Source organism: Variovorax humicola (genome assembly GCF_037889915.1).
Lineage (GTDB): Bacteria > Pseudomonadota > Gammaproteobacteria > Burkholderiales > Burkholderiaceae_C > Variovorax > Variovorax humicola.
The window spans coordinates 17008-38553 of sequence record NZ_JBBKZV010000018.1; the positions used below are offsets into that span (position 1 = coordinate 17008).

At 67.5% G+C, this 21546-nt stretch carries 21 protein-coding genes and 1 pseudogene; 11 read left to right on the plus strand and 11 right to left on the minus strand.

Going from position 1 to position 21546, the window contains the following annotated elements:
- Nucleotides 1-105: 105 nt before the first annotated feature.
- From nadB to panC, 4 genes are read left to right on the plus strand one after another with little or no spacing between them, the layout of a single operon-like run.
- Complete coding sequence (gene nadB / locus WKW80_RS23515) at nucleotides 106-1692, plus strand: L-aspartate oxidase (RefSeq protein WP_340365987.1); 1587 nt, start codon at nucleotides 106-108, stop codon at nucleotides 1690-1692.
- A 48-nt stretch (nucleotides 1693-1740) separates the two neighbouring features.
- Nucleotides 1741-2142, plus strand: a complete 402-nt coding sequence (panD, locus tag WKW80_RS23520) for an aspartate 1-decarboxylase (RefSeq protein WP_340365988.1) — start codon at nucleotides 1741-1743, stop codon at nucleotides 2140-2142.
- 24 nt (nucleotides 2143-2166) lie between these two features.
- Complete coding sequence (panB, locus tag WKW80_RS23525) at nucleotides 2167-3054, plus strand: 3-methyl-2-oxobutanoate hydroxymethyltransferase (protein ID WP_340365989.1); 888 nt, start codon at nucleotides 2167-2169, stop codon at nucleotides 3052-3054.
- Between the two features lie 35 nt (nucleotides 3055-3089).
- The gene (gene panC / locus WKW80_RS23530; protein WP_340365990.1) at nucleotides 3090-3926 is read left to right on the plus strand and encodes a pantoate--beta-alanine ligase; all 837 of its coding nucleotides are present in this window, start codon (nucleotides 3090-3092) and stop codon (nucleotides 3924-3926) included.
- A 16-nt stretch (nucleotides 3927-3942) separates the two neighbouring features.
- Here the strand turns inward: panC and WKW80_RS23535 are convergent, their stop codons facing one another.
- From WKW80_RS23535 to WKW80_RS23550, 4 genes are all read right to left on the minus strand, one after another.
- Entirely contained in the window at nucleotides 3943-4551 is a 609-nt protein-coding gene (locus WKW80_RS23535) for a DUF4337 domain-containing protein (RefSeq protein ID WP_340365991.1), read from the minus strand.
- Between the two features lie 427 nt (nucleotides 4552-4978).
- Nucleotides 4979-6106 carry a quinolinate synthase NadA gene (nadA, locus tag WKW80_RS23540; RefSeq protein WP_340365992.1) on the minus strand — a complete coding sequence of 376 codons (1128 nt, stop codon included), beginning with the start codon at nucleotides 6104-6106 and terminating at the stop codon, nucleotides 4979-4981.
- 3 nt (nucleotides 6107-6109) lie between these two features.
- Nucleotides 6110-6985, minus strand: a complete 876-nt coding sequence (gene nadC, locus WKW80_RS23545) for a carboxylating nicotinate-nucleotide diphosphorylase (protein ID WP_340365993.1) — start codon at nucleotides 6983-6985, stop codon at nucleotides 6110-6112.
- Nucleotides 6986-7106: 121 nt separating this feature from the next.
- Complete coding sequence (locus tag WKW80_RS23550; protein ID WP_340365994.1) at nucleotides 7107-7415, minus strand: hypothetical protein; 309 nt, start codon at nucleotides 7413-7415, stop codon at nucleotides 7107-7109.
- A 166-nt stretch (nucleotides 7416-7581) separates the two neighbouring features.
- On the opposite strand from WKW80_RS23550, the gene WKW80_RS23555 reads away from it, so the two are divergent.
- The 3 genes from WKW80_RS23555 to pyk all read left to right on the plus strand — a co-directional run bounded on the left by WKW80_RS23555 (nucleotide 7582) and on the right by pyk (nucleotide 11425).
- Complete coding sequence (locus WKW80_RS23555; protein ID WP_340365995.1) at nucleotides 7582-8478, plus strand: LysR family transcriptional regulator; 897 nt, start codon at nucleotides 7582-7584, stop codon at nucleotides 8476-8478.
- Between the two features lie 272 nt (nucleotides 8479-8750).
- Entirely contained in the window at nucleotides 8751-10004 is a 1254-nt protein-coding gene (locus tag WKW80_RS23560; protein ID WP_340366074.1) for a glycerate kinase type-2 family protein, read from the plus strand.
- On the plus strand, nucleotides 10001-11425 hold the full coding sequence (gene pyk / locus WKW80_RS23565) for a pyruvate kinase (protein ID WP_340365996.1): 1425 nt from the start codon (nucleotides 10001-10003) through the stop codon (nucleotides 11423-11425). Before WKW80_RS23560 ends, pyk begins: the two co-directional genes overlap by 4 nt.
- A gap of 250 nt (nucleotides 11426-11675) precedes the next feature.
- Here the strand turns inward: pyk and WKW80_RS37380 are convergent.
- Nucleotides 11676-11858 (minus strand): annotated as a pseudogene (locus WKW80_RS37380) (alpha/beta hydrolase); the annotation flags it as partial.
- Between the two features lie 197 nt (nucleotides 11859-12055).
- Here WKW80_RS37380 and WKW80_RS23575 point away from each other — a divergent pair.
- The 3 genes from WKW80_RS23575 to WKW80_RS23585 are packed head-to-tail and all read left to right on the plus strand — an operon-like array spanning nucleotide 12056 to nucleotide 14202.
- Nucleotides 12056-12511 (plus strand): hypothetical protein, encoded by a 456-nt coding sequence (locus tag WKW80_RS23575; RefSeq protein ID WP_340365998.1) that lies wholly within the window; start codon nucleotides 12056-12058, stop codon nucleotides 12509-12511.
- Between the two features lie 3 nt (nucleotides 12512-12514).
- Complete coding sequence (locus tag WKW80_RS23580) at nucleotides 12515-13597, plus strand: alpha/beta fold hydrolase (RefSeq protein ID WP_340365999.1); 1083 nt, start codon at nucleotides 12515-12517, stop codon at nucleotides 13595-13597.
- The gene (locus tag WKW80_RS23585; protein ID WP_340366000.1) at nucleotides 13594-14202 is read left to right on the plus strand and encodes a GNAT family N-acetyltransferase; all 609 of its coding nucleotides are present in this window, start codon (nucleotides 13594-13596) and stop codon (nucleotides 14200-14202) included. The genes WKW80_RS23580 and WKW80_RS23585 overlap by 4 nt, the downstream gene beginning before the upstream one ends.
- On the opposite strand, the gene WKW80_RS23590 is transcribed toward WKW80_RS23585, so the two are convergent.
- Genes WKW80_RS23590 through WKW80_RS23605 form a run of 4 tightly spaced genes read right to left on the minus strand, consistent with a single transcriptional unit; the run spans nucleotide 14172 to nucleotide 19683 of the window.
- On the minus strand, nucleotides 14172-14339 hold the full coding sequence (locus WKW80_RS23590; protein ID WP_340366001.1) for an acyl-CoA dehydrogenase family protein: 168 nt from the start codon (nucleotides 14337-14339) through the stop codon (nucleotides 14172-14174). The two genes, WKW80_RS23585 and WKW80_RS23590, sit on opposite strands and share 31 nt — an antisense overlap.
- 35 nt (nucleotides 14340-14374) lie before the next feature.
- Nucleotides 14375-17158 (minus strand): Hsp70 family protein, encoded by a 2784-nt coding sequence (locus WKW80_RS23595; RefSeq protein WP_340366002.1) that lies wholly within the window; start codon nucleotides 17156-17158, stop codon nucleotides 14375-14377.
- Between the two features lie 39 nt (nucleotides 17159-17197).
- On the minus strand, nucleotides 17198-19066 hold the full coding sequence (locus WKW80_RS23600; RefSeq protein WP_340366003.1) for an Hsp70 family protein: 1869 nt from the start codon (nucleotides 19064-19066) through the stop codon (nucleotides 17198-17200).
- Entirely contained in the window at nucleotides 19063-19683 is a 621-nt protein-coding gene (locus WKW80_RS23605; RefSeq protein ID WP_340366004.1) for a DUF2760 domain-containing protein, read from the minus strand. The genes WKW80_RS23600 and WKW80_RS23605 overlap by 4 nt, the downstream gene beginning before the upstream one ends.
- 249 nt (nucleotides 19684-19932) lie before the next feature.
- Between WKW80_RS23605 and WKW80_RS23610 the strand changes: the two genes are divergently transcribed.
- A complete protein-coding gene (locus WKW80_RS23610) occupies nucleotides 19933-20148 on the plus strand; it encodes a hypothetical protein (RefSeq protein ID WP_340366005.1) in 216 nt (71 codons plus the stop codon).
- A 15-nt stretch (nucleotides 20149-20163) separates the two neighbouring features.
- Here WKW80_RS23610 and WKW80_RS23615 read toward each other — a convergent pair whose 3' ends face one another.
- Together WKW80_RS23615 and WKW80_RS23620 are read right to left on the minus strand one after the other, a co-directional pair.
- On the minus strand, nucleotides 20164-20688 hold the full coding sequence (locus tag WKW80_RS23615; RefSeq protein ID WP_340366006.1) for a GAF domain-containing protein: 525 nt from the start codon (nucleotides 20686-20688) through the stop codon (nucleotides 20164-20166).
- A 1-nt stretch (nucleotide 20689) separates the two neighbouring features.
- A complete protein-coding gene (locus tag WKW80_RS23620; protein ID WP_340366007.1) occupies nucleotides 20690-21511 on the minus strand; it encodes a ferritin-like domain-containing protein in 822 nt (273 codons plus the stop codon).
- Between the last annotated feature and the right edge of the window lie 35 nt (nucleotides 21512-21546).

The following is a 21546-nucleotide window of genomic DNA, read 5'->3' on the forward strand; positions in this document are numbered from 1 at the left end:
TCGATGGCCCGGGTTGACTAAGTGCACGGAGGCGTAACTCTGAAGTCCGGTATCGTTCGCCCTTTTTGACGGCACTCGTGCCCATTTTTCAGGATTGAACGGACTTTGACTCTTCACGACTTCGATGTTCTGATCGTTGGCAGCGGCCTTGCAGGTCTCAGTGCCGCAGTACATCTCGCCCGCACGCACCGCGTGGCCGTCCTTACCAAGCGCGCAATGAGCGATGGCGCGAGCCAGTGGGCACAAGGTGGCATTGCCGCAGTGCTGGGCGAAGGCGACACCATCCAGGCGCATGTCGACGACACGTTGATTGCGGGCGCGGGCCTTTGCGACCTCGCGGCCACGCGCTTCGTCGTCGAGCATGCGCCCGAAGCCATCGCCTGGCTGCAAACGCTCGGCGTGCCTTTCTCCGAAGAGAACGGCTTGCTGCACCTCACGCGCGAAGGTGGCCACAGCCAACGCCGCGTGGCGCACGTGACAGACGCCACAGGCGCCGCGGTGCAGCGTTGCCTTATCGACGTGGTCCGGCGCACGCCCAACATCACGGTGTTCGAAGGCCATACGCTCGTCGACCTGATCACGGGCGCCAAGCTCGGGCTCGCCGACACGGGCTGCGTGGGCCTCTACGCGCTGGACGTGGCCGCGGACGAGGTGGTCACGTTCCGCGCACCCCACACCATCCTTGCGACGGGAGGCGCAGGCAAGGTCTATCTCTACACGACGAATCCCGACACGGCCACTGGCGACGGCATCGCTGCCGCCTGGCGCGCGGGTTGCCGCGTGTCGAACATGGAGTTCATCCAGTTCCATCCAACCTGTCTCTATCACCCTTTCGCGAAGTCGTTCCTGATCAGCGAAGCGGTACGGGGAGAAGGCGGGCAACTCAAGCTGCCGGAGTCCGCGGGCGGCATCCGCTTCATGCCCGCGCACGACGAGCGCGCCGAACTCGCGCCGCGCGACGTGGTGGCACGCGCGATCGATTTCGAAATGAAGAAGCACGGCCTCGACTGCGTGTACCTGGACATCTCGCATCAAAGCCCGGCCTTCCTGCAAGAGCATTTCCCGAACATCCTGGCGCGCTGCGCGTCGCTTGGCATCGACATCACGCGCGATCCCATTCCCGTCGTGCCGGCCGCGCACTACACCTGCGGCGGCGTGGTGAGCGACCTGAGCGGGCGCACCGATGTCGAAGGGCTCTACGCCATCGGCGAGACCGCCTGCACCGGCCTGCACGGCGCCAACCGCCTGGCCAGCAACTCGCTCGTCGAGTGCATGGTGTTCGCGCGCGCGGCAGTGGAAGCCATTGCCGCAGCGCCTGCACGTGCACTGGCGGACCTGCCGCCATGGGACCACAGCCGCGTCACCGACGCCGACGAGATCGTGGTCATCTCGCACAACTGGGACGAGTTGCGGCGCTTCATGTGGGACTACGTGGGCATCGTGCGCACCAACAAGCGGCTGGAACGCGCGGCGCACCGCATTGCGCTGCTGTCCAGCGAGATCGACGAGTTCTACGGACAGTTCCGGGTCACGCAAGATCTGCTCGAACTGCGCAACCTCGTGCAGGTGGCCGAACTTATCGTGCGCTCCGCGCAGTCGCGGCACGAAAGCCGTGGCCTGCATTTCAGCCGTGACTACCCCTTGCTGGCCGCAACCGCGGTGCCGACCATTCTGGTGCCAGCCGAAAGCTGAGACCGCCCTCCTCCATGCTTCAATCTCTCGAAGAGAAAGTTCCCAGCCATGCTCCGTACCCTGCTCAAGTCCAAGATCCATCGCGTCGCCGTTACCGATTGCGAACTGCACTACGAGGGCTCCTGTGCCATCGATGAAGACTTGCTCGATGCCGCCAACCTGTCTGAAAACGAACAGGTCCACATCTGGAACATCAACAACGGCGAGCGCTTCGTGACCTACGCGATCCGGGGCGAGCGCGGCACCGGCATCATCTCGGTGAACGGCTCCGCCGCGCGCAAGGCCTCGGTCGGCGACCTGATCATCATTGCCGCCTTCGGCCTCGTACCGGAAGACAAGGTGGCCGCGCACAGGCCGAAACTGGTGTTCGTCGATGGCGCCAATCGCATCAAGGAAGAGCGTGCCCACATTCCGGTGCAGGCCGCGTCCGGCGAACCCGTCGCGGCCTGACGCCATCAACGTCAAGGCACGTTCATGACGACCACTACGACGACCACCGAATCGGCCAGCCCGTACGGCACGTTGCCGCCCGCTTCGCCCCCGTCGTTGCGCAAGCCCTTGAGCCTGCCGCGCCTGGCGGACATGCATGCGCGCGGCGAGAAGATCTCCATGCTCACGGCCTATGACGCGACCTTTGCCGCAATGGCCGATGCCGCCGGCGTTGAATGCCTGCTCGTGGGCGATTCGCTCGGCATGGTGTGCCAGGGGCTGCACAGCACCGTGGGCGTCACGCTCGACACCATGCGCTATCACACGGACAGCGTCTCGCGCGGCCTGCGCCGCGTGCAGGGTACCGCGTGGCTCATCGCCGACCTGCCCTTTGGCAGCTATCAGGAATCGCGCGAACAGGCGCTGCGCAGCGCCACGGTGCTGATGCAGGCCGGCGCCCACATGGTCAAGCTGGAAGGCGGTGGCTGGACCGCCGAAACGGTCCGCTTCCTGGTGGAGCGCGGCATTCCGGTTTGTGCCCATCTCGGGCTCACCCCGCAAACTGTCCATGCGCTCGGCGGCTATCGCGTACAGGGCAGGGACAGCGAAGCGGCGGCAGTATTGCGCCGGCACGCGCTGGATTTGCAAGACGCCGGCGCGGCAATGCTCGTGCTGGAAATGGTGCCTGCGGCGCTCGCCGCTTCGCTCACGCGGGAGCTGACGCATTGCGCCACCATCGGCATCGGCGCCGGACAGGCAACGGCCGGACAGGTCCTGGTGATGCACGACATGCTGGGCATCAACCTCGGCAAGATGCCGAAGTTCGTTCGCAACTTCATGGCCGAAGGCGGTGGAATCGCCGAGGCGCTGCACGCCTACGTACGTGCCGTGAAGGACGGCAGCTTCCCCGACGACCGGCTGCACGCCTGGTGAGCCGCCGGCTCGCTCCATCCATCAATAGCACGCACATGCACATCGCCCGCACCATCGACGAACTGCGCGAACACCTCGCCGCGTACCGACGACCCGCCTTCGTCCCGACCATGGGCAACCTGCACGACGGCCACCTGGACCTGGTGCGCCAGGCCAAGCCACTGGGCGACGTCACGGTTGCCAGCATTTTCGTCAATCGCCTGCAATTCCTGCCGCACGAAGACTTCGACACCTATCCGCGCACCTGGGACAGCGACTGCGAAAAACTGCGCGCGGCCGGTTGCAACGTGCTGTTCGCGCCCCACGAGCGCGCGCTCTATCCCGAGGCGCAGACCTGCAAGGTGCATCCCGACCCGGCCCTGGCCGACATCCTCGAAGGCCATTTCCGGCCCGGCTTCTTCGTCGGCGTGTGCACCGTGGTCATGAAGCTTTTCTCTTGCGTACAGCCGCGCGTTGCCATGTTCGGCAAGAAGGACTACCAGCAACTCATGATGATCCGGCACATGGTGCGGCAGTTCGCGCTGCCCATCGAGATCGTGGCTGTGGACACGCGACGCGCCGCTGACGGCCTGGCGTTGTCTTCTCGAAACGGCTACCTGAGCGAGGCCGAGCGCGCGGAGGCGGTGCAGCTCTCGAAGGCGCTGCGCGCCATGGCCGAGGCCGTGCGATCTGGTGAGCGCGATTTCGCGGCCATCGAGGCGCGCGCCACGGATGCATTGCGCCAGCGCGGCTGGCAGCCCGACTACCTGGTCCTGCGTCGCCGGGCCGACCTGCGAGCGCCCGCGCCAGGCGAGCCGCTGGTTGCGCTGGCCGCAGCGCGCCTGGGCGGCACGCGCCTCATCGACAACCTCGAGATCGACTCGATGGCCTGAACGCCCCGCCCGGCGCTCAAATGTGCAGCGCCGCCAGCAAGCCGACCAGCAGGCCGGCAGCCGCGACGCCGAACATTCCCCGTTCGAGCCATTTCTTCCGGGTCAGCAGTGCGATCGCCGCGAGCGCGATCGACACCTGCAGCACCGTGGTGGCCTGGGCCCAGCGGTGGTGCTGGTGCATCTGTGCATCGGACTTGCGGTCCCAGTCCTCGGCCTCGCTTTCCAGCTTCTGCGCGATGCCCTGGATATCTGCCTTCTCCCGCTCATAGCGGGCCGCCTTTTCCTGCCAGGCCTGCCTGCGATCGTCGGTCGACGTGTCGCGTGCGAATTCGGCGAGCGACTGCTTTGTGCTCTTGGCCTGGTAGTAATTCCATTGGTTGGAGGCTTCCGTCTTCTTGATGGCGGCGTTGTTCTTGTAGAGGCCGGCGTTGGCCTGGGTGGCGCCGCCCATGTACGCAAAGATCGCCCCCACGGTAGCGATGATCGCGGTGCACACCGCGATCTTGCTCGTCATGCTGGCATGGCCGGGTTTGCCTTCTGCCTCGGAACCGTGATGACCACCCGACGCGGCGTGCTCCAACTCATGATCGTGCGGGCCGTGCACGTGAAAACCGTGACCTGACATGAATACCCTAACTTCTTTTGACGTGGGAAATTTCCCGGCGCGGAGTATGGCAGCCCGACGCCCGCAGGCGCCCGTGGCAAAAACGGATGGGCACGCGACGACCCGGCCATGTCTTAACAGTTTTCCACCACGCTACCGCATGACCCGCGAGGCATGAACCCAGGACGAGCACCGCGAAGTCTGTTCGTGGGCACCCGCGGAACCGGCTTTGCCGGGCCGCTGGGTGCGCCCCCTTCGAGGGGGAGGCGCCGAAGGCGCATCGGGGGTGTTTGATGTTATTACCACGCTACCGCATGACCCGCGACGTATGAACCCAGGACGAGCACCGCGAAGTCTGTTCGTGGGCACCCGCGGAACCGGCTTTGCCGGGCCGCTGGGTGCGCCCCCTTGAGGGGGAGGCGCCGCAGGCGCATCGGGGGTGTTCATTTCACACCGCACCGATGCCCGCGACGAGGCTGCCCGCCGGAAGGCCGTTCTTGAGCCCCGCCGTGAATGCCAGCATGCGGTCGATCGGTACGCGCGCGCGCAGCCCCAGAGCCGGATCGACGTGGACTTCGCCAGCGCCCGTATCCAGCACGCGCGCCACGTCCGCCAGGCCGTTCATCGCCATCCAGGGGCAGTGCGCGCAGCTCTTGCAGGTGGCGCCGTTGCCGGAGGTTGGCGCTTCGATGAAGGTCTTGCCCGGGTTCAGCTTGCGCAGCTTGTGCAGCATGCCGGTGTCGGTCGCGACGATGAACTCCGTTGCGTCCATCTGCTTCGCGGCGCTCAGGATCGCCGAGGTCGAGCCGACCGCATCGGCCAGCGCAATCACGTCGGCCGGCGATTCTGGATGCACGAGCACGCGGGCTGCTGGATGGTCTTTCATGAGCAGCTCGAGTTCGAGCGCCTTGAATTCGTCATGCACGATGCACGCGCCCTGCCAGCTCACCATGTCAGCGCCGGTCTGGCGGCGGATGTAGTCGCCAAGGTGGCGGTCGGGCGCCCACAGGATCTTCCGACCCTGCGCGTGCAGCGCCCGCACGACATCCAGCGCGCAGCTCGACGTGACGAGCCAGTCGGCCCGCGCCTTGACGGCGGCGCTGGTGTTGGCGTACACGACAACCGTTCGATCGGGATGCTGGTCGCAGAACGCACTGAAGGCATCGGCGGGACAGCCAAGGTCCAGCGAGCAGTTCGCGTCCAGGTCGGGCATCAGCACGCGCTTCTCGGGCGACAGGATCTTCGCAGTCTCGCCCATGAAGCGCACGCCGGAGACCACCAGCGTCTGTGCCGCATGGTCGCGGCCGAAGCGCGCCATCTCGAGCGAGTCGCTCACCAGGCCGCCGGTTTCCTCGGCAAGGTCCTGCAGGTCGGGATGCACGTAAAAGTGCGACACCATCACCGCGTTGCGCTCGCGCAGCAGGCGACGGATGCGATCCTTCAATGCATTTCGCTCGACCAGGGTGGGCTCGGGCGGCACACGGGCCCAGGCGTGCCGCGTGTCGCAGGCGCCCCCGGCACCGCCATCCAGCGCAAGCGGTTGTTCGTAGTCGACATCGATGACTGCGCTATCCATCGTTCAATCCTCGCGAAAGCGCATCGAAAAATCGATCGCCTTGACGTCCTTGGTGAGCGCACCGACCGAGATTCGATCGACGCCGGTCTCGGCCAGGGAACGGATGCTGTCGAGCGTGACCCCGCCGGAGATCTCCAGCACCGCACGCGCATCGCCGGCCGCCTCGTTGCGGCGCACGGCTTCATTCAGGGTGGGCAGGTCCATGTTGTCCAGCAACACCATGCGCGCGCCGTTGGCAAGCGCCTCGTCGAGCTGGGCAAGGGTCTCGACCTCGATCTCGACGAACTTTGCCTGTGCCGCGACTTGCGCCGCGGCCTGCAGCGCCGCACTCACGCCCCCTGCAGCCGCGATATGGTTTTCCTTGATGAGGATGGCGTCGTACAGGCCGATTCGATGGTTCGTGCCGCCACCGGTACGCACGGCGTATTTCTGCGCGAGACGCAAGCCGGGAAGCGTCTTGCGTGTGTCGACGATCTGGGCTCGCGTGCCGCGCACCGCGTCGACGTATGTGGCGGTGCGCGTCGCCACGGCGCTGAGCAATTGCAGGAAATTGAGCGCGGTGCGTTCGGCACTGAGCAAGCTGCGCGCATCGCCGGTGAGTTCCAGCACGGTCTGATCCGCACTGCAATGCGCGCCTTCCGCGGCGTGCCACGTCACGCGCGCCTCGGGGTCGAGTTGGCGCACAACGGCTTCGACCCATGGAGCCCCGCAAAGCACCGCGGATTCGCGTGTCCGCACATGGGCAGTTGCCCGGCGCCGGGGGGCCACCAATCCGGCTGTCAGATCGCCATTGCCGACATCTTCGAGGAGTGCCCGCTGCGCGTCCGAGCGCGAAAGTTCGGCCACGCTGGCCTCGGAAAAATCAAAAGAACAGGTCATGTGTTTTGAGAGTTGCAAGAATCCGCGCCGAGGTCGCGGTGGGCCCCATTCTCGCGGCTCGCGAATGTGCCGGTGCCGTTGGTTTCGTTGACGCCCTGCCCTATGCCCGGGCTTTCACCCGTCAGGCAGGCGGCGCAGGCGGATGGTCTCCCGGCTTGTCGAATTCAATCTCCGCCGCCTGCAGTACGGGAACCAGCGTCAGAAGCCTGCGCGTCAACCAATAAAGGCGGGAGGCATCGATCGGATTCGGCAACCTCAGGGTGTCGATCAACCGTTGCGGAAGCTGCCCCAGGGAAAGTGCGACCAGCGGCTCGATGACCGATGCCAGTTCCTCACGTACATGCTCGTCCACCAGATCGCGCTCATCCAGGCTGCGCCAGATGGTCTGGACGGCACGCTCACACAACTCGGCATCGGACAACGGCGCCATGGCGTCAGGCGGGCTGAACGAACCCGGCGGCATCGGCGGCACGCCGCGCGTTCCTGTGTGGACGGGGCTTCTTGGTGAAGGCATGGTTTCCTCCTTCGTGGCAACCACGATACGCCGCGAGGCAGTGAACGGCAAATCCGTGTGGAAGCGCGGCCACAATGCCCCCGTGGAACTGAACCAACTGAGATCATTCTTGTCCGTGGCCCGCACCGGGCAACTGGTGCGCGCGTCCGAACAATTGCACCTGACGCAATCGGCCCTGTCGAAGCAGATCAAGAGCTTCGAGGAGGAACTGGGCGTGCTGCTGTTCGCTCGGACGCCCGCCGGAATGGTGCTGACGGGAGCCGGCAGGCGCTTGCTCCCGCTGGCCGTGAAGACGGTCGAGTCGGCACAGGAAATCGCCTCGATGGCCACCTCGATGCGTGGCACGGTGTCCGGCGCGTTGAAGCTCGGCACGATCATCGATCCGGAGTCGATTCGCCTGGGGCCCCTGCTCGCGACGCTCCTGGAGCTCTACCCGCATGTGGACGTGTCGCTGCTGCACGGAATCTCGGGCGGCGTGGTGCAGATGCTCAGGGAAAAGCAGGTCGACACATGCTTTTATCTCGGCACGCTGAAGGATCCGGAGATCGCCGTCCGCCAACTGGCGCTGGAGCACTATGTTGTGGTCGGACCTGCGGCCTGGGAGGCGCAATTGCGCAACGCGGACTGGGAGGACCTGGCGGCAATGCCCTGGCTGGCCGCGCCGCCCGGAAGCTCGCAGCACGGGCTGGTCGACCAGATGTTCGCCGAGCGGGGCCTTGCCTGTCACACCGTTGTCGAGGCGGATCAGGAGGCCTCCATGATCGAACTGGTTCAAACCGGGGTGGCGCTGGGCCTCATGCGCGAACGCATCGCCGCGCCTGCGCTTCGCAATGGCCAGGCGGTGGTCTGGCCCGGGGTTCGAATGCCTTGCCCGTTGTCGTTGCTGTACCTGCGCTCGAACGAAGACTCCCTCACGCTGCAGGCGCTGTTGGCGGCTGCCCAGGTCGTGTGGCCTGCGGACGCTGATTCATTGGCCTGATCCCGACGGGCCGCTTCCCGCCTTCCGCCGCGTGTTCGGTGTAGTCCAGTGCACTAAGGGTTTATACCTAGGCCTGCGCATTCCTGGTCTCGCAAGTCCTTGTCGCCAAAGGCTATTCCGGCCAGGAGTGCGGAGCTTGCCGCGATGTCACTCGTCTTTCTCGTCGTCCATTCCTAGACTGCCTGCACAAACCGATCCACGGTCCATCGATTGCAGGAGACATCCACTTGACCACTCAACCCCCGCCCGACAGGCGACCGTTGCTGCGCAGCATGTTCGACGCCGCCGTTGCCGCGGCCCAGCCTGCGCTCTGCCTTGCGCGCCATCTGCCGCCACCCCCGAAGGGCCGAACGATCGTGATCGGCGCAGGCAAGGCGTCGGCCGCCATGGCGCGCGCCCTCGAAGACAACTGGGACGGCCCGCTCGAAGGCCTGGTCGTCACCCGCTACGGCTATGCCGTGCCTTGCGAACGCATCGAGATCGTCGAAGCCGCGCATCCCGTCCCCGACAAAGCCGGCTTGCGGGCCACCGAGCGCATCCGCCAGCTGGTGAGCGGACTCAGCGCCGACGACCTGGTGATCGCACTCATCTCGGGCGGTGGTTCGTCCTTGCTGGTCGCACCGGGCCCGGGACTCACCCTCGCTGACAAGCAGGCCGTCAACGCCGCCTTGCTCGAATGCGGCGCCAGCATTTCCGAGATGAATTGCGTTCGCCGCCACCTGTCCGCGACCAAGGGGGGCCGGCTCGCGGCGGCCTGCCATCCGGCACGTGTGCTGACGCTGCTGATCTCCGATGTGCCGGGCGACTCGCCGATGGACATCGCCTCCGGACCCACCGTGGCCGATCCCACGACCTGCGCCGACGCGCTGGCGATCATCGAGCGCTACCGCATCGACGTGTCGCCCGCCGTGCTTGCGTTGCTTCGGAGCCCCGAAGCCGAAAGCATCAAGCCCGGCGATCCGCGGCTCGCGGGCAGCACGACGCGGATCATCACCGCGCCGCAGATTGCGCTCGAAGCCGCCGCCGACGTGGCGCGCGCCGCCGGCTACACGCCCTACATCCTGGGTGACAGCCTGGAGGGCGAGGCCCGTGATCTGGGCAAGGCTTTCGCCGGCATCGCGCGCCAGGTCGCCTTGCGCGGCCAGCCGTTCGAGACACCTTGCGTGCTGCTGTCAGGCGGCGAGACGACGGTGACGATCGAGGGCAATGGCCGCGGCGGCCGCAACGTCGAGTTCCTGCTGGCGCTGGGTGTCGCCCTGGACGGGCTCCCCGGCGTGCATGCGATTGCCGGCGACACCGATGGCGTCGACGGAATCGAGGAGATCGCCGGCGCCTGCCTCGCCCCCGACACCCTGGCGCGCGCGTGGGCGCTCGGGATCCATCCGCGCAAGAGCCTGGACAACAACGACGGCCACGGATTCTTCCAGGCCCTGGGCGACTCGGTCGTGACCGGCCCCACCCTCACCAACGTCAACGACTTCCGCGCCATCGTCATCGACGACGCACCCACCATTGGAACCCTATGACCACGCAACGTAACTGCAATGCCAAGATCGTCGCCACGCTCGGTCCGGCCAGCGCCGACCGCGCCACCATCGAAGCGCTTGTGCGCGCCGGTGCCGACGTGTTTCGGCTCAACTTCAGCCACGGCACCCACGCCGACCACAAGCAGCGGCTCGACCTGATCCGGTCGATCGAAGCCGACATCGGCCGCCCGATCGGCGTGCTGCTCGACCTGCAAGGTCCGAAGCTGCGCGTGGGCACGTTTGCGAACGGCCCGGTGAAGCTGGTCGAAGGGGCGCCGTTCCGCCTGGACCTCGACAGCGACAAGCCGGGCGACGCGACCCGCGCCCCGCTGCCGCATCCCGAGATCTTCGCCGCCCTCAAGCCGGGCGCGGAGCTTCTGCTCGACGACGGCCGCCTTCGGCTCAAGGTCGAGAAGTCGGGCAAGGACTTTGCCGATACGACGGTCGTCAACGGCGGCATGCTGTCGGACCGCAAGGGCGTGAACGTGCCGGGCGTCGTACTGCCGCTGTCGGCCATCACGAAGAAGGACCGCGCCGACCTGGACTTCGGCCTGACGCTGGGCATCGACTGGATTGCGCTGTCGTTCGTGCAGCGCCCGGAAGACATCGTCGAGGTCAAGGCGATCGTGCAGGGCCGCGCGGGCATCGTCGCCAAGCTCGAGAAGCCTGCCGCGATCGAGGCGCTGGATGCCATCCTGGCCGAGACCGATGCGGTGATGGTGGCGCGCGGCGACCTGGGCGTGGAAATGCCCGCCGAGCAGGTGCCCGCCATCCAGAAGCGCATCGTGCGCGAGTGCCGGCGCCTGGGCAAACCGGTGATCGTTGCAACGCAGATGCTCGAATCGATGGTTGGCGCGCCGGTGCCGACGCGCGCCGAAGCGTCGGACGTGGCGACCGCGATCTACGACGGCGCCGACGCGGTGATGCTGTCGGCCGAGTCGGCATCGGGCAAGTTTCCGGTGGAGGCTGTCGCGATGATGAATCGCATCATCGAGCGGACCGAGGCCGACCCGCAGTACCGCGAAGCCATCGAGTCGTCGCATACACGGCCATCGGCCAACACCGCCGACGCGGTCAGTTGGGCTGCACGTTCGGTGGCGGGACTGCTCGACGTCGCGGCGATGGTCGCCTACACGAGTTCGGGGTCTTCGGCGCTGCGCATGGCGCGCGAACGGCCGCGTGCCGCGATCATCGGCATGACGCCGCGCCGCGCGACGGCACGGCGGCTCGCGCTGGTCTGGGGCGTCAACCCGGTGTTGTGCCACGACGTGATGAACGTCACCGAGATGACCGAGGTCGCCGTGGCGACCGCATCGAAGGGCGGCTTCGCGCAAGCGGGCCAGACCGTGGTGATCGCTGCCGGTATGCCATTCGGCGCACCGGGCACGACCAACCTCCTGCGGATCGCGCAGGTCGATTGACCGACGCGCCGTAGTCAGCGGCTCCGCGCCGTCGCTGGGCTCGCCTCGGCGCGCCGGGCGCGGCTCGACGACCGGGAAGCCGAGCGAGAAAGTCTCCGGCATGCCCAGCAACTCGCCCACCTTCTCCCGCTTCCCGGCGACGGCGATCTGTCCGCTCTCGATCGCTGCCGGGACGGACGTCTTCTGCGGCGAGGGCCGGGCCGCCAATCGTGATGCAGTCGGCGGCCAGCGCGATATGGCGGCAGATCGAATCGCCCGTGTCCAGATCACCGATCACGAACCCTCCGCCATGGCACCACAGGAAGGCGGGCCTGAGCCGTTGCGACTGGCTTGGCACGAAGATCCGCAGCGCAATCGGCCCACCGGGTCCGTCGATGTCTTTCTCGACCACCCGCATGACGGAAGGCCTGCGACCCATGGCCAGTGCAACCATCCGCCACGCCTCGGCGAGCTGGGGAATTCCCGATCGCAACCGCCGCAAGCCAGCGCGAAGGAACGGTGTGCCGACTACCCGTAGCGGGTAGTGTCACGCGACGCCCTGCGCCCGACCATTGAGGCCGTACGCAAGCATCGCCCGGCTGGAGACATCGGCACGAAGACGTGGTTGCGTTCCTCCAAGGAAAAATCCACATGAAAACCAGACAACTCCTCGACCCACTCGCGATGTGGCGCGAGGCCATCAACCGTCTCGAAGGCGGTGTCAACAACGTCGCCACGCGCAACATGCAGACGGAACCGTTCGCCCAGGCGCTGGCGCTCGTCCTGCGCGCCTCGCTCGGCACGCACCATCTGATCGACAAGAACCTGGCCCGGTTTTACGAGCGCCTCGGCCTGCCGAGCCGAAGCGAGGTCGAGGCCATCGCCGCCGCGATGCGCCGCATCGAGGACAAGCTCGACATGCTGCTGCCGCCGCCCGTACCGACGCATCGGCCCGCGCGTACCAAGCGGGCGCCGGAGGTTGCGCCTGCGTTGGCGATCGGCAGTGCGCCTGCCGAGGCGAACGCAGTTCCCGGCGGCGTCCGTGCGGAGGCTCCTGCTCCCGTTGCAGTGGCCAGCCCTGCCCGCCCGCCAAAGCGCAAGGGGTGAGACATGAACGCACCCGTCAAGACCGAAGACGTTTCGCTCGCGAAACGCCTGCGCACCGAAGTCGACCGCGCCATCCAGCGCAGCTTCAAGGGCCTCGAATACCTCGGCTCGCCGGCGCCGGCCGTCGGCACCACGCCACGCAGCCTGCTGCACCGCCGCGGCACGCTGGGCCTCTACCACTACCACCCGCAAAGCGCCGAGGTCTACCGCGTGCCGCTGCTGCTGGTGATGGCCACGACCAACAAGAGCTACATCTTCGACCTGGCGCCGGGCCAGAGCCTGATCGAGTTCCTGCTCAAGCGCGGCTACGACGTCTACGTGATGGACTGGGACGCGCCCACCCTGGACGAGAAGCGCCTGAAGTTCGAGGACTACACGCTCGACTTCATCCCGGACTGCATCCGCCGCGTGCAGGCGCACTCGGGCGAACCGGATGTGACGGTGGTGGGCTATTGCATGGGCGGCGTGCTGTCGACCATCTACGCGGCGCTGCACCCTGAAGGGCCGCTGAAGAACCTGGTGTGCTTCACCACGCCGATCGACTGGAAGAAGATGACCCTGTTCCAGGCGATGGCCGACCAGCGCCACTTCGACGTCGACCGCCTGGTCGACACGCTGGGCAACGTGCCTTCGCAAGTGGTGATGGGCGCCTTCGAGTCGCAGCGGCCGGCGGGGCGCATGGCCGCGCAAATCCGGCTGTGGGACAACATGTGGAACGACCAGTACGTCAAGGGCTACCGCATGATGGACCGCTTCGGCGCGGAGACGCTGCCGCTCGCGGGCGAGTACCTGCGCCAGACCGTCAAGGAACTGGTCTGGAAGAACCGGCTGTACGACAACACGCTGCGCGTCGGCGGCCGCACCGTCGACATCCACGACATCACCGTGCCGCTGCTGCACGTGACCGCGCAGTACGACCACCTCGTGCCGCCCGAGTGCGCCGCGCCGCTGGTGGCGCAGGCCGGCTCGCAGGACAAGGAAGAAATCATGCTGCCGGGCGGCCACGTCAGCCTGGTGGCCGGCCCCAATGCCGTCAAGCGCATGTGGCCCGCACTCGATCAATGGCTTGCAAAGAGGTCCACATGAACAACACCGACACCAACCACATCCGCGCCTATCCGCGCAAGCACCAGCTCGGCAACGCGACCGTCGACGTCGAACTGCTGGCGCCCACCGAAGGCGCCGCCGTCGCCGCCTTCGTGCAGAAGCTGCCCACGCACGACCTGCTCTTCGTGCGGCGCGACGTGAGCCATCCGAAGGTGGTCACGGCCTGGCTCGATTCGATCGCGCAAGGCAGCATCACCAGCCTCGCCGCGCGCTGCGATGGCGAACTCGTCGGCTGCACGGCCATCGTCACGGACCCGCGCTCCTGGTCGCGTCACGTCGCCGAACTGCGCGTCATGATTTCTCCCGCATGGCGTGGACGCGGGCTCGGACGCCTGCTGATCCAGGAGTGCTTCGCGCTCGCGCTGGGCCTGGGCCTCGAGAAGCTCTACGTCCAGATGACGGTCGACCAGCGCTCAGCCATCGCGGTGTTCGAAGAGCTCGGCTTCCGCGCCGAGGCGGTGCTGCGCGACCACGTGAAGGATCGCGACGGCACCTCCTACGACCTCGCCATCCTGAGCCATCACGTAGCCGAAGTGCAGGCGCGCCACGAGGTCTACGGCGTGGCGGATGCGCTGAAGAGCTGACCCCCACGCGATGCCGGTTCGGCCTGGGCTGCGTTGCGCAGGAGCGCCTTGCCGATGCCGATCTGGTGGACCTGGCTGGTGCCCTTGTGGATGCGAAAGGCCCGCACGTCGCGATAGAAGCGCTCGAGCCCCCCCAAAACGGGCGATGTCGAGCAGGCGCTTCGGGGGTGGTTCAGCGGATCAGCTTCAGCCCCGGCGGCAAGGCTTCACCGAACACGCCGCGTTCGCCGGCCTCGTCCAGCGCCACCACCTCGTGCACACGGTCGGTCCACGCCGGCGGCGCCCGATGGGTCTTCAGCCGGGCGATGACGCGATCGCGCACTTCGATCGGCAGGTCCCGCGCGCGATCGCCGCTCAGGCGCGCCAGGTTCGCGGCAGCGGCGGCCGCGCCGTCCACCCGTTTCCAATCCAGTGCGAGCAGCGCGTCCAGCCAGGTGATTGCGGTGGCGACCGGCACGACGCCATGCGCGCTGCCGTAGAGTGGCGCGCGCGCCCCGATGCGGCCGATGGCCCAGAGCGTCCAGGTGTCGCGCGGCTGCGGATCGCCGGCCGTGGCGGTCGGTCGCTGCAGGCGCTCGACCAGCCAATCGCCGATCTCCACCTTGTGCTCGACCGGGATGCGTTCGAGCGAAGCGCCCATGCGCACCATGTCATCCCACCCGCCCTGCACAAGCCGCGGCGGACGTTCTTCGAGACCCGCCTCCTCCCCCCGCAGGTTGATCGCGAAATCCTGCAGCAGCCGTTGTTGGGCCGCCTCGTCCAGACCGCCGGCCACGCGGCGCCACAGCGTCCACCATTCCGTATTGACCTGGCGCTCGCGCCCGTGCTGCACGCCGTGTTCGAACAGCGGCCACAACTGTTCGATGCGCCAGTCGTCGAGCGCGGCACCGAAGCCCGGCCGCAGGCACCAGCCGGCCAGGCTCAGCCACAGGCGCTCGTGGTCGGCCGAGCGATGACGGCCGCGCGCACGCTGCATCAGCGCGTCGAACAGCGGACGCAACAGCGCCGTCGGCCATCGCTCGCGGCTGCCGAGCAGTCCTTCGAGCTGCGTGCGCAACTGCTTGACGGCCTTGGGCCCGACCGCGCGGTCGCGCGCGCCGAAGACCCGCTCGACGCATTCAACTGCTTCGTCGAAGCGCGGATGCGGCCCCGCGTCAGCGGATGCGGGCGCCGCGTGATCGTCGCGCAACCGGAACTCGAGCTTCCAGCGCTGCGTCGGATCGTCCGCGGAGATGCAATGCATTTCGAGCGTGCCGACCTCCGTCAGCATGGCTGCCAGCTGCACAGGGATGTCGTGTCGCGCGGCGACGCCACCGGCCCGGACCACCGTGGCCAATGGCGGCAGCGGCTGCACTTCGAACTTGTCGAAGTCGACCAGGTCGCCTGCCAGCGGTGCGGGCTGGCCGGCCCCGCCACCGCCTGTCGTCGACACAAGGCGGAAGCGCACCGGTTCACCGACGCGCAGCTCGAAGCTTCGGCCTTCGAGGCGAACCTCGCGGCCTTCTTCGCTGCCGTGCGGCAATACGCAGATGCCTCGCGCCTCGCCGTCGTCGAGCGGGAGGAAGTAGCTGCGTGCGGAGCCGCCGCCGATCTTCGGCGCCAGGCCGCGCCGTGCCAGCGCATAGGCCACCGCGCCGCGCGCGACCGCGACGTCCGGGTCGGCGTAATGCAATGCCCGCAGCGGCGCGCCACGCCACGCGGCGAGCGTCGCGTGCAGGCGCGCGGCAATGGCCTCGGCGCGGAACACGCCGCCGTTGAGCAGCAGCGCGTCTGGCCAGCCTGCCGCCGCATGCTGTTGCAGAAAGCCCGAGATGTGGCGCGTCACCGCCGGGTCGCTGGCATAGGGCAGGCCGAACGCGACCAGTCCGCTGGCGCGCTCGCGGCGCGGCAGTTCGCCAGCCGGCACTTGCGGGAAGAAGCCATCGAGCACGAGGCGCCGGACCTCGTCGCGGTCGAGCTTCACCGAGCGCGCGCCGCCGATCAGGCGGGAACCCGTGCCAAGCAGCGTGACCTGCGCGCTGTCCGGCGCGTCGGCGGCAAGGAGCCGTTCCTTGGCGACGCGGCAACGTTCGACCAGTTGGGCGAACTGGCCGGCCGGCAGGCGCGCGGCGCCCTCGCCCGCCGCTGCGTGCAGCCGGGTTTCGGCCAGGTGCGCGAGCGCCAGGTCCATGTTGTCGCCGCCGAGCATCAGGTGCCGGCCGACTGCAATGCGTTCGAAGCGAGGCTCGGCGCCTTCCTGGTCGATGCGCACCAGGCTCAGGTCGGTGGTGCCGCCGCCGACATCGCACACCAGCACCAGCCGGGCGCTCGCCAGTTCCTTCGCGAGCGAGCGGCGATGCCGGAAAAGCCAGTCGTACAGCGCAGCCTGCGGCTCTTCGAGCAGGCGCAACCTTGGCAGGCCCGCGTCCGTGGCCGCGGCCAACGTCAGCGAGCGCGCCGCATCGTCGAACGAGGCCGGCACCGTCAGAACGAGTTCTTGGTGCTCGAGCAGGGCTTGCGGAAAACGGTGGTTCCAGGCCGCGCGCAAGTGCGCAAGGTAGCTCGCGCTGGCCTCCACCGGCGAGATTTTCGGCACCTCGGCCGCCGCGCCCCAGGGCAGGATGGGCGCCATCCGGTCGACCGCCGCATGCGACAGCCAGCTTTTGGCGCTGGTCACGATCCTGCCCGGCACCTGGGCACCGAGCCGACGCGCCAGGCTGCCGATCACCGCTGCATCGCCACTGCCGGCCGACTTCCATGGCAGCGCCAGGTCACCCGGCGCAAGTTCGCCGGGCGCCGGGTGGTAGCGCATCGACGGCAGTAGTGGGCGGGCCTCCACCTCGCCGGGCGCGACCAGTTGCTCGATTTGGAACAACCGAATCGCGTCCTCCGCCACGTGGCCTCGCGCCGGCGCATAGGCGACGACGGTGTGCGTCGTGCCCAGGTCGATGCCGACTGTCCAGGTCGGGGCCGTCATCGGGGCTCTACGCTGGCGCTCGCCGCCGGCCCGGGTCCGTCAAGCTTCCTGAAGGCGCTCGCCACGCACATCGAATTCGATCTTCCAGCGTTCGCTGCCGCTGCGCGGTACCGCTTCGAGTTCCAGCGTGCCGGCTTCCGTGACACGGGCTTGCAGCCGCACCGGCACCACCTCGCCGGGGTTGCGGCCTTCGGGCGGCAACGTCGCGGAGATCGGTGCGAGTTCCTGCAATTCGCTGGTCGCCCAGGTGTCGAGCAGCGTGCCGACGCCATCCTGGCGCCGCACCGACGAGGCGAAGAAGCGAAAGTGCACCGGCTCGCCGACCACAAGCCCGAGTTCGAGCGCCGGCAACTCGGCTTCGGTGCCCTCCTCCATGCCGAACGGCGCGACGCAGAGCGCCTCGACCGGCGGCTCTATGCCGGGCACGGCGGGCATCGACGATTCGACGCCGACGTAATACGCGAATGCGGTGCCGCCGCGGATACGCACGCCGCGACCGTGCCGCACGTAGCCGTAGTACGCGGCGCCGCGGGCCACGGCCAGGTCGAGGTCGGCCCCGTCCAGCAACCGTGCGGGCGCGGCGCCCTCGGCGGCGAGCCATTCGTCGACGGTCGCCAGCATGCGATCTGCCAGCAGCGACGACTTGAAGACGCCACCGTTGAACAGCACGGCGGTCGGGTGCAGGAAGCTGGCGCCTTCTGCAACGTTGCCGTCACCGAAGCCTTCCAGCTCGGCCAATGCGCCGAGCTGCCGGCCGAGGAACGCCGCCAGATGGCGCGACACGGCGGCATCCTGTGCATACGGCAAGCCGAGTTGCGCCAGGCCCGCGCGCACGCGGCTCACCGGCCGCGCCGAGGCTTCGACCTGCGGAAAGAAACCGTCGACGATCGTCGCGCCCACTTCGTCGGCCGTCAGTTCGGTGCGGATCGAGCCACCGATGAGCTTGCTGCCGCGGCTGGGCACGACGATGGGTTGGGCCGTGGAGTCGGCCGGCGCACCAGCGTTGCCGAGCAGCTTTTCCTTGGCACTGCGGCAGGCATAGGTCAGCGCGCGCATTTGCCACGCGTCCAGCGTGGTGCCCGCGGACGCCAGCTTGCGGGCGACGACGTGCGCAAGCGCCAGGTCCATGTTGTCGCCGCCCAGCAGGATGTGCTCGCCGACTGCGACGCGGCGCAGTTCGAGATTGCCGTCGCGTTCGAGCACGGCGATCAGAGAGAAGTCGCTGGTACCGCCCCCGACGTCGATGACCAGGATGACGTCGCCCGGCCGCACCTGCTTGCGCCAGGCGCCGCCGCTTGCCTCGATCCAGCTGTACAGCGCCGATTGCGGCTCTTCGAGCAGCGTCAATGAATTGCAGCCGGCGGTCCTGGCGGCTTCGACCGTCAGCTCGCGGGCGGCGGGGTCGAACGACGCCGGTATCGTCACCGTCACGTCCTGCTCGGCGAACGGCGCATCCGGGTGCGCGTGGTCCCAGGCGTTGCGGACGTGTTCCAGGTAGTGCGTCGAGGCATCCAGGGGCGACACCCGGGCGACGTCCGCGGGTGCGTCGTGCGGCAGGATGGCGGCCCGGCGGTCGACGCCGGGGTGGCAAAGCCAACTCTTGGCGCTCGAGACCAGGCGGATCGGTGTCGTTGCACCGCGGTTGCGCGCCAGTTCGCCGACCGCATGCGGGCCTTCCGCCGCCCAGGGCAGCGCCAAGTCGCCAGCCGCCATCTCGTCCGCGTGCGGCAGGTACAGGAACGACGGCAGCAACGGCATCGACTCGACTGCGCCGGGCGCGGTCAGTTGCGGGATCGGCAGCGTGCCGTGAGCGGTGGCGTCACCGTCGCTGCCGGCGATGTCGACCCAGGCCAGTGCACTGTGCGTGGTGCCGAGGTCGATGCCGATGGCAAAGCGAGGTACGGTCACAGTTCGACCTCCGCCGGTGCCACCACGCGCGCGTCGTGCTGCTCGGCCATCTTGGGCAAGCGCACTTCCGTGACGCGCCAGCCGCGGTGTGTCAGGCTGCCGCTGAAGGGCGGCTGGCCGACCACGTTGCCCGTCAGGCGTATGGCCGCTGCGTCGAAGCCCGGAGGCAAGGTGACGCGGCCGCCTTCGGCCTCGTCGCGAACCGGCACGATGACGAAGTGCTCGCGCAGCACCTTGGCGCAGCCTTCGTGAACCAGGCGTGCCGCAGCGCCGATCTGGGCGTCGGCGTAACCGCCAAGATCCTCGCCGACGAAGTCGATCAGGCGGGCTTCGCGCTGCAGCAGGGCGAGCAACTGCAGTGCGGCGTCGGGACTTGGCTCCTTCAACACGGGCGGTGCGGGCGCCGGCCTGACCGCCGGGGCTGGGGCCGGCGCGGGAGTCGGGGCCGTCGCCGAAGACGGGGCCGGGGCCGGCGCGGCGCCATCGCGGACCGCGATGTACCGCGCAGCCAGGTCGGCATTCGCCAGCAGGCGGAACAGGGCGCCGATCGCCAGAGGAATACGTCGCAGCAGCGAGGGTGGGTCGCCGCCGGACGGTGGGAGTTGCGTTGGGTTCATTGATTTGCTCCAGAACGGTCAATCAGGCGGCCGAAGCCCCGATTACCGGTTGTCGAGGCCCGGTCCTGCTGGTCAGGACGGGGCGGAAATCAGTGGGCGCCATGCGGGCATGGTGCGGTGCAGCATTGTATGTGGGCGCGGTACAACGGAAGTGACGGTCGGTGCTGAAGTTGGGCACCTTCCTCTAAAAGCGCGCTTGGCCCCCAGCCGGATGCTGCGGCGCAGCATTTATCGCACTACCATGCACGCATGGCCCTCTCACAGTTTGCCGCGCACGCGCTTGTCGGAAGTTACCTCAAAGGTCGTCAATTGCCCGACGCGCTCCTTACGTCGATCCTGGACGCTGTGGAAGTCCGATTGAAAGACGGCAAGGTCCCGGTGCTCGACGATTCGTTGCGGGAACTGATCGACAGCGAGGCGACGGACCCGGAGGCGCCCCAACTCGCCAATACCCGCACTCACTGACGTCGCCCGCAGCTTCTACGGGTCCAGCTGTTTCAAGTGGCTTCCAAGAGCCCGGGCCGCCTGCTGAAGCAACTCGAATTCCTCGTCGGACAGGCTGTGGCTGACCATATCGAAGTGACTCATGGTGCCCCACAAGGCGCCCTCCTGGGTCGTCAATGGAACGCTGTGGTACGAGATCACCACACCCTGATACGGATGGCCGTCGAGTCGACGGTCGAGCCGCGAATCCTCGGTCCGGAAAGCCTGGTCCCGCAAGACGAATTGGCAAAAGCTGTGCCTGAAGGGAACCATCAGCAAGAAGTCCGGGCGCACCTGGTCGAGCTTGTCGTACAACGCGACGTTACGAAGCAACTCGCCTTCGAATCGATAGATGGCGGTGTAGCGATGCGCCACGCCCGCGTTCAGAAATGCGAGGGCGGCAGCGAGGCCCTCTTGTGAGAGTACTTCGGAAAACGTCGCGACATCTCGTACGGATTGCATTACTTGTCCACTGTGATTTCTGCTGAGTGCGGGCGCGGGCTCGCCATTTTGCTCGAACACGTCAGCGCAGGAACACGTTGTCAATGAACTTCTCGATCGGGTACTGCACCACCGCCTGAACCGGCCGCGGGAGCGCGAGTGGTCGCATCAGCATCTTGAGCGTGGTGCCGGGGTGGAGATTCTTGCGCACGGCCGCGCGCATGCCGGCGCCCACGCTGCGCAGGTAGGCCCGGTCGCCGGCGCAGGCGGGACAGCGGCTCTTCGCGGCATGGCGGATCGCGCGTGGGGCGTCTTCGATGCGAAGCTCGAGGGTGCGCCGGCCGAGCGTGACCAGCACGCGGGTGCGCCCGACGCTCTCTGCCTCCCGGTAGCGCCGGAAGAACCGGTAGAAGTGCTTGTAGTGATTGATCTCGTCGGCGGCGATGCGCGACGCCAGGTCCTGCAGCACCGGCTCGGTGGCGCAGCGTGCCAGGGCGGTGTAGTTGGTGGCCGTGCCGGTCTCGACGACGCATCGCGCCGCCATCTCCAGAGCGCGCGTGGGCGCCAGTAGTTCGACCTTGCAGTAGTTCGCGTACTCGGCAAGGAAGCTGCGATATGCGGAGTCCCAGTCGAGTTCCGGCCAGGCATGCGCGACATAACTGCGCAGCGCCTCGCCATGCTGGAGTTCCTCGGGCTCCCAGTGGTCACGCCGCCAACCGAATACTTCCTCATCGTCGCGAAAGTAGTTGACGAGGTTGCCGGTGTAGAGGTCTGCGCCGCTCTCGATGAACGAGGCGCAGGTGGCGAGATAGAACAGGTTTTCGTCGTCGCGTGCAGCGGAGGTTGCGAGTTGCGAGAACGACAGGTCTTGGATGCGCCATCGAGGCGAAACCCGACTTGCCATGAACAAGCCTTTTCGAGTTGAAACCTTCAATTTTG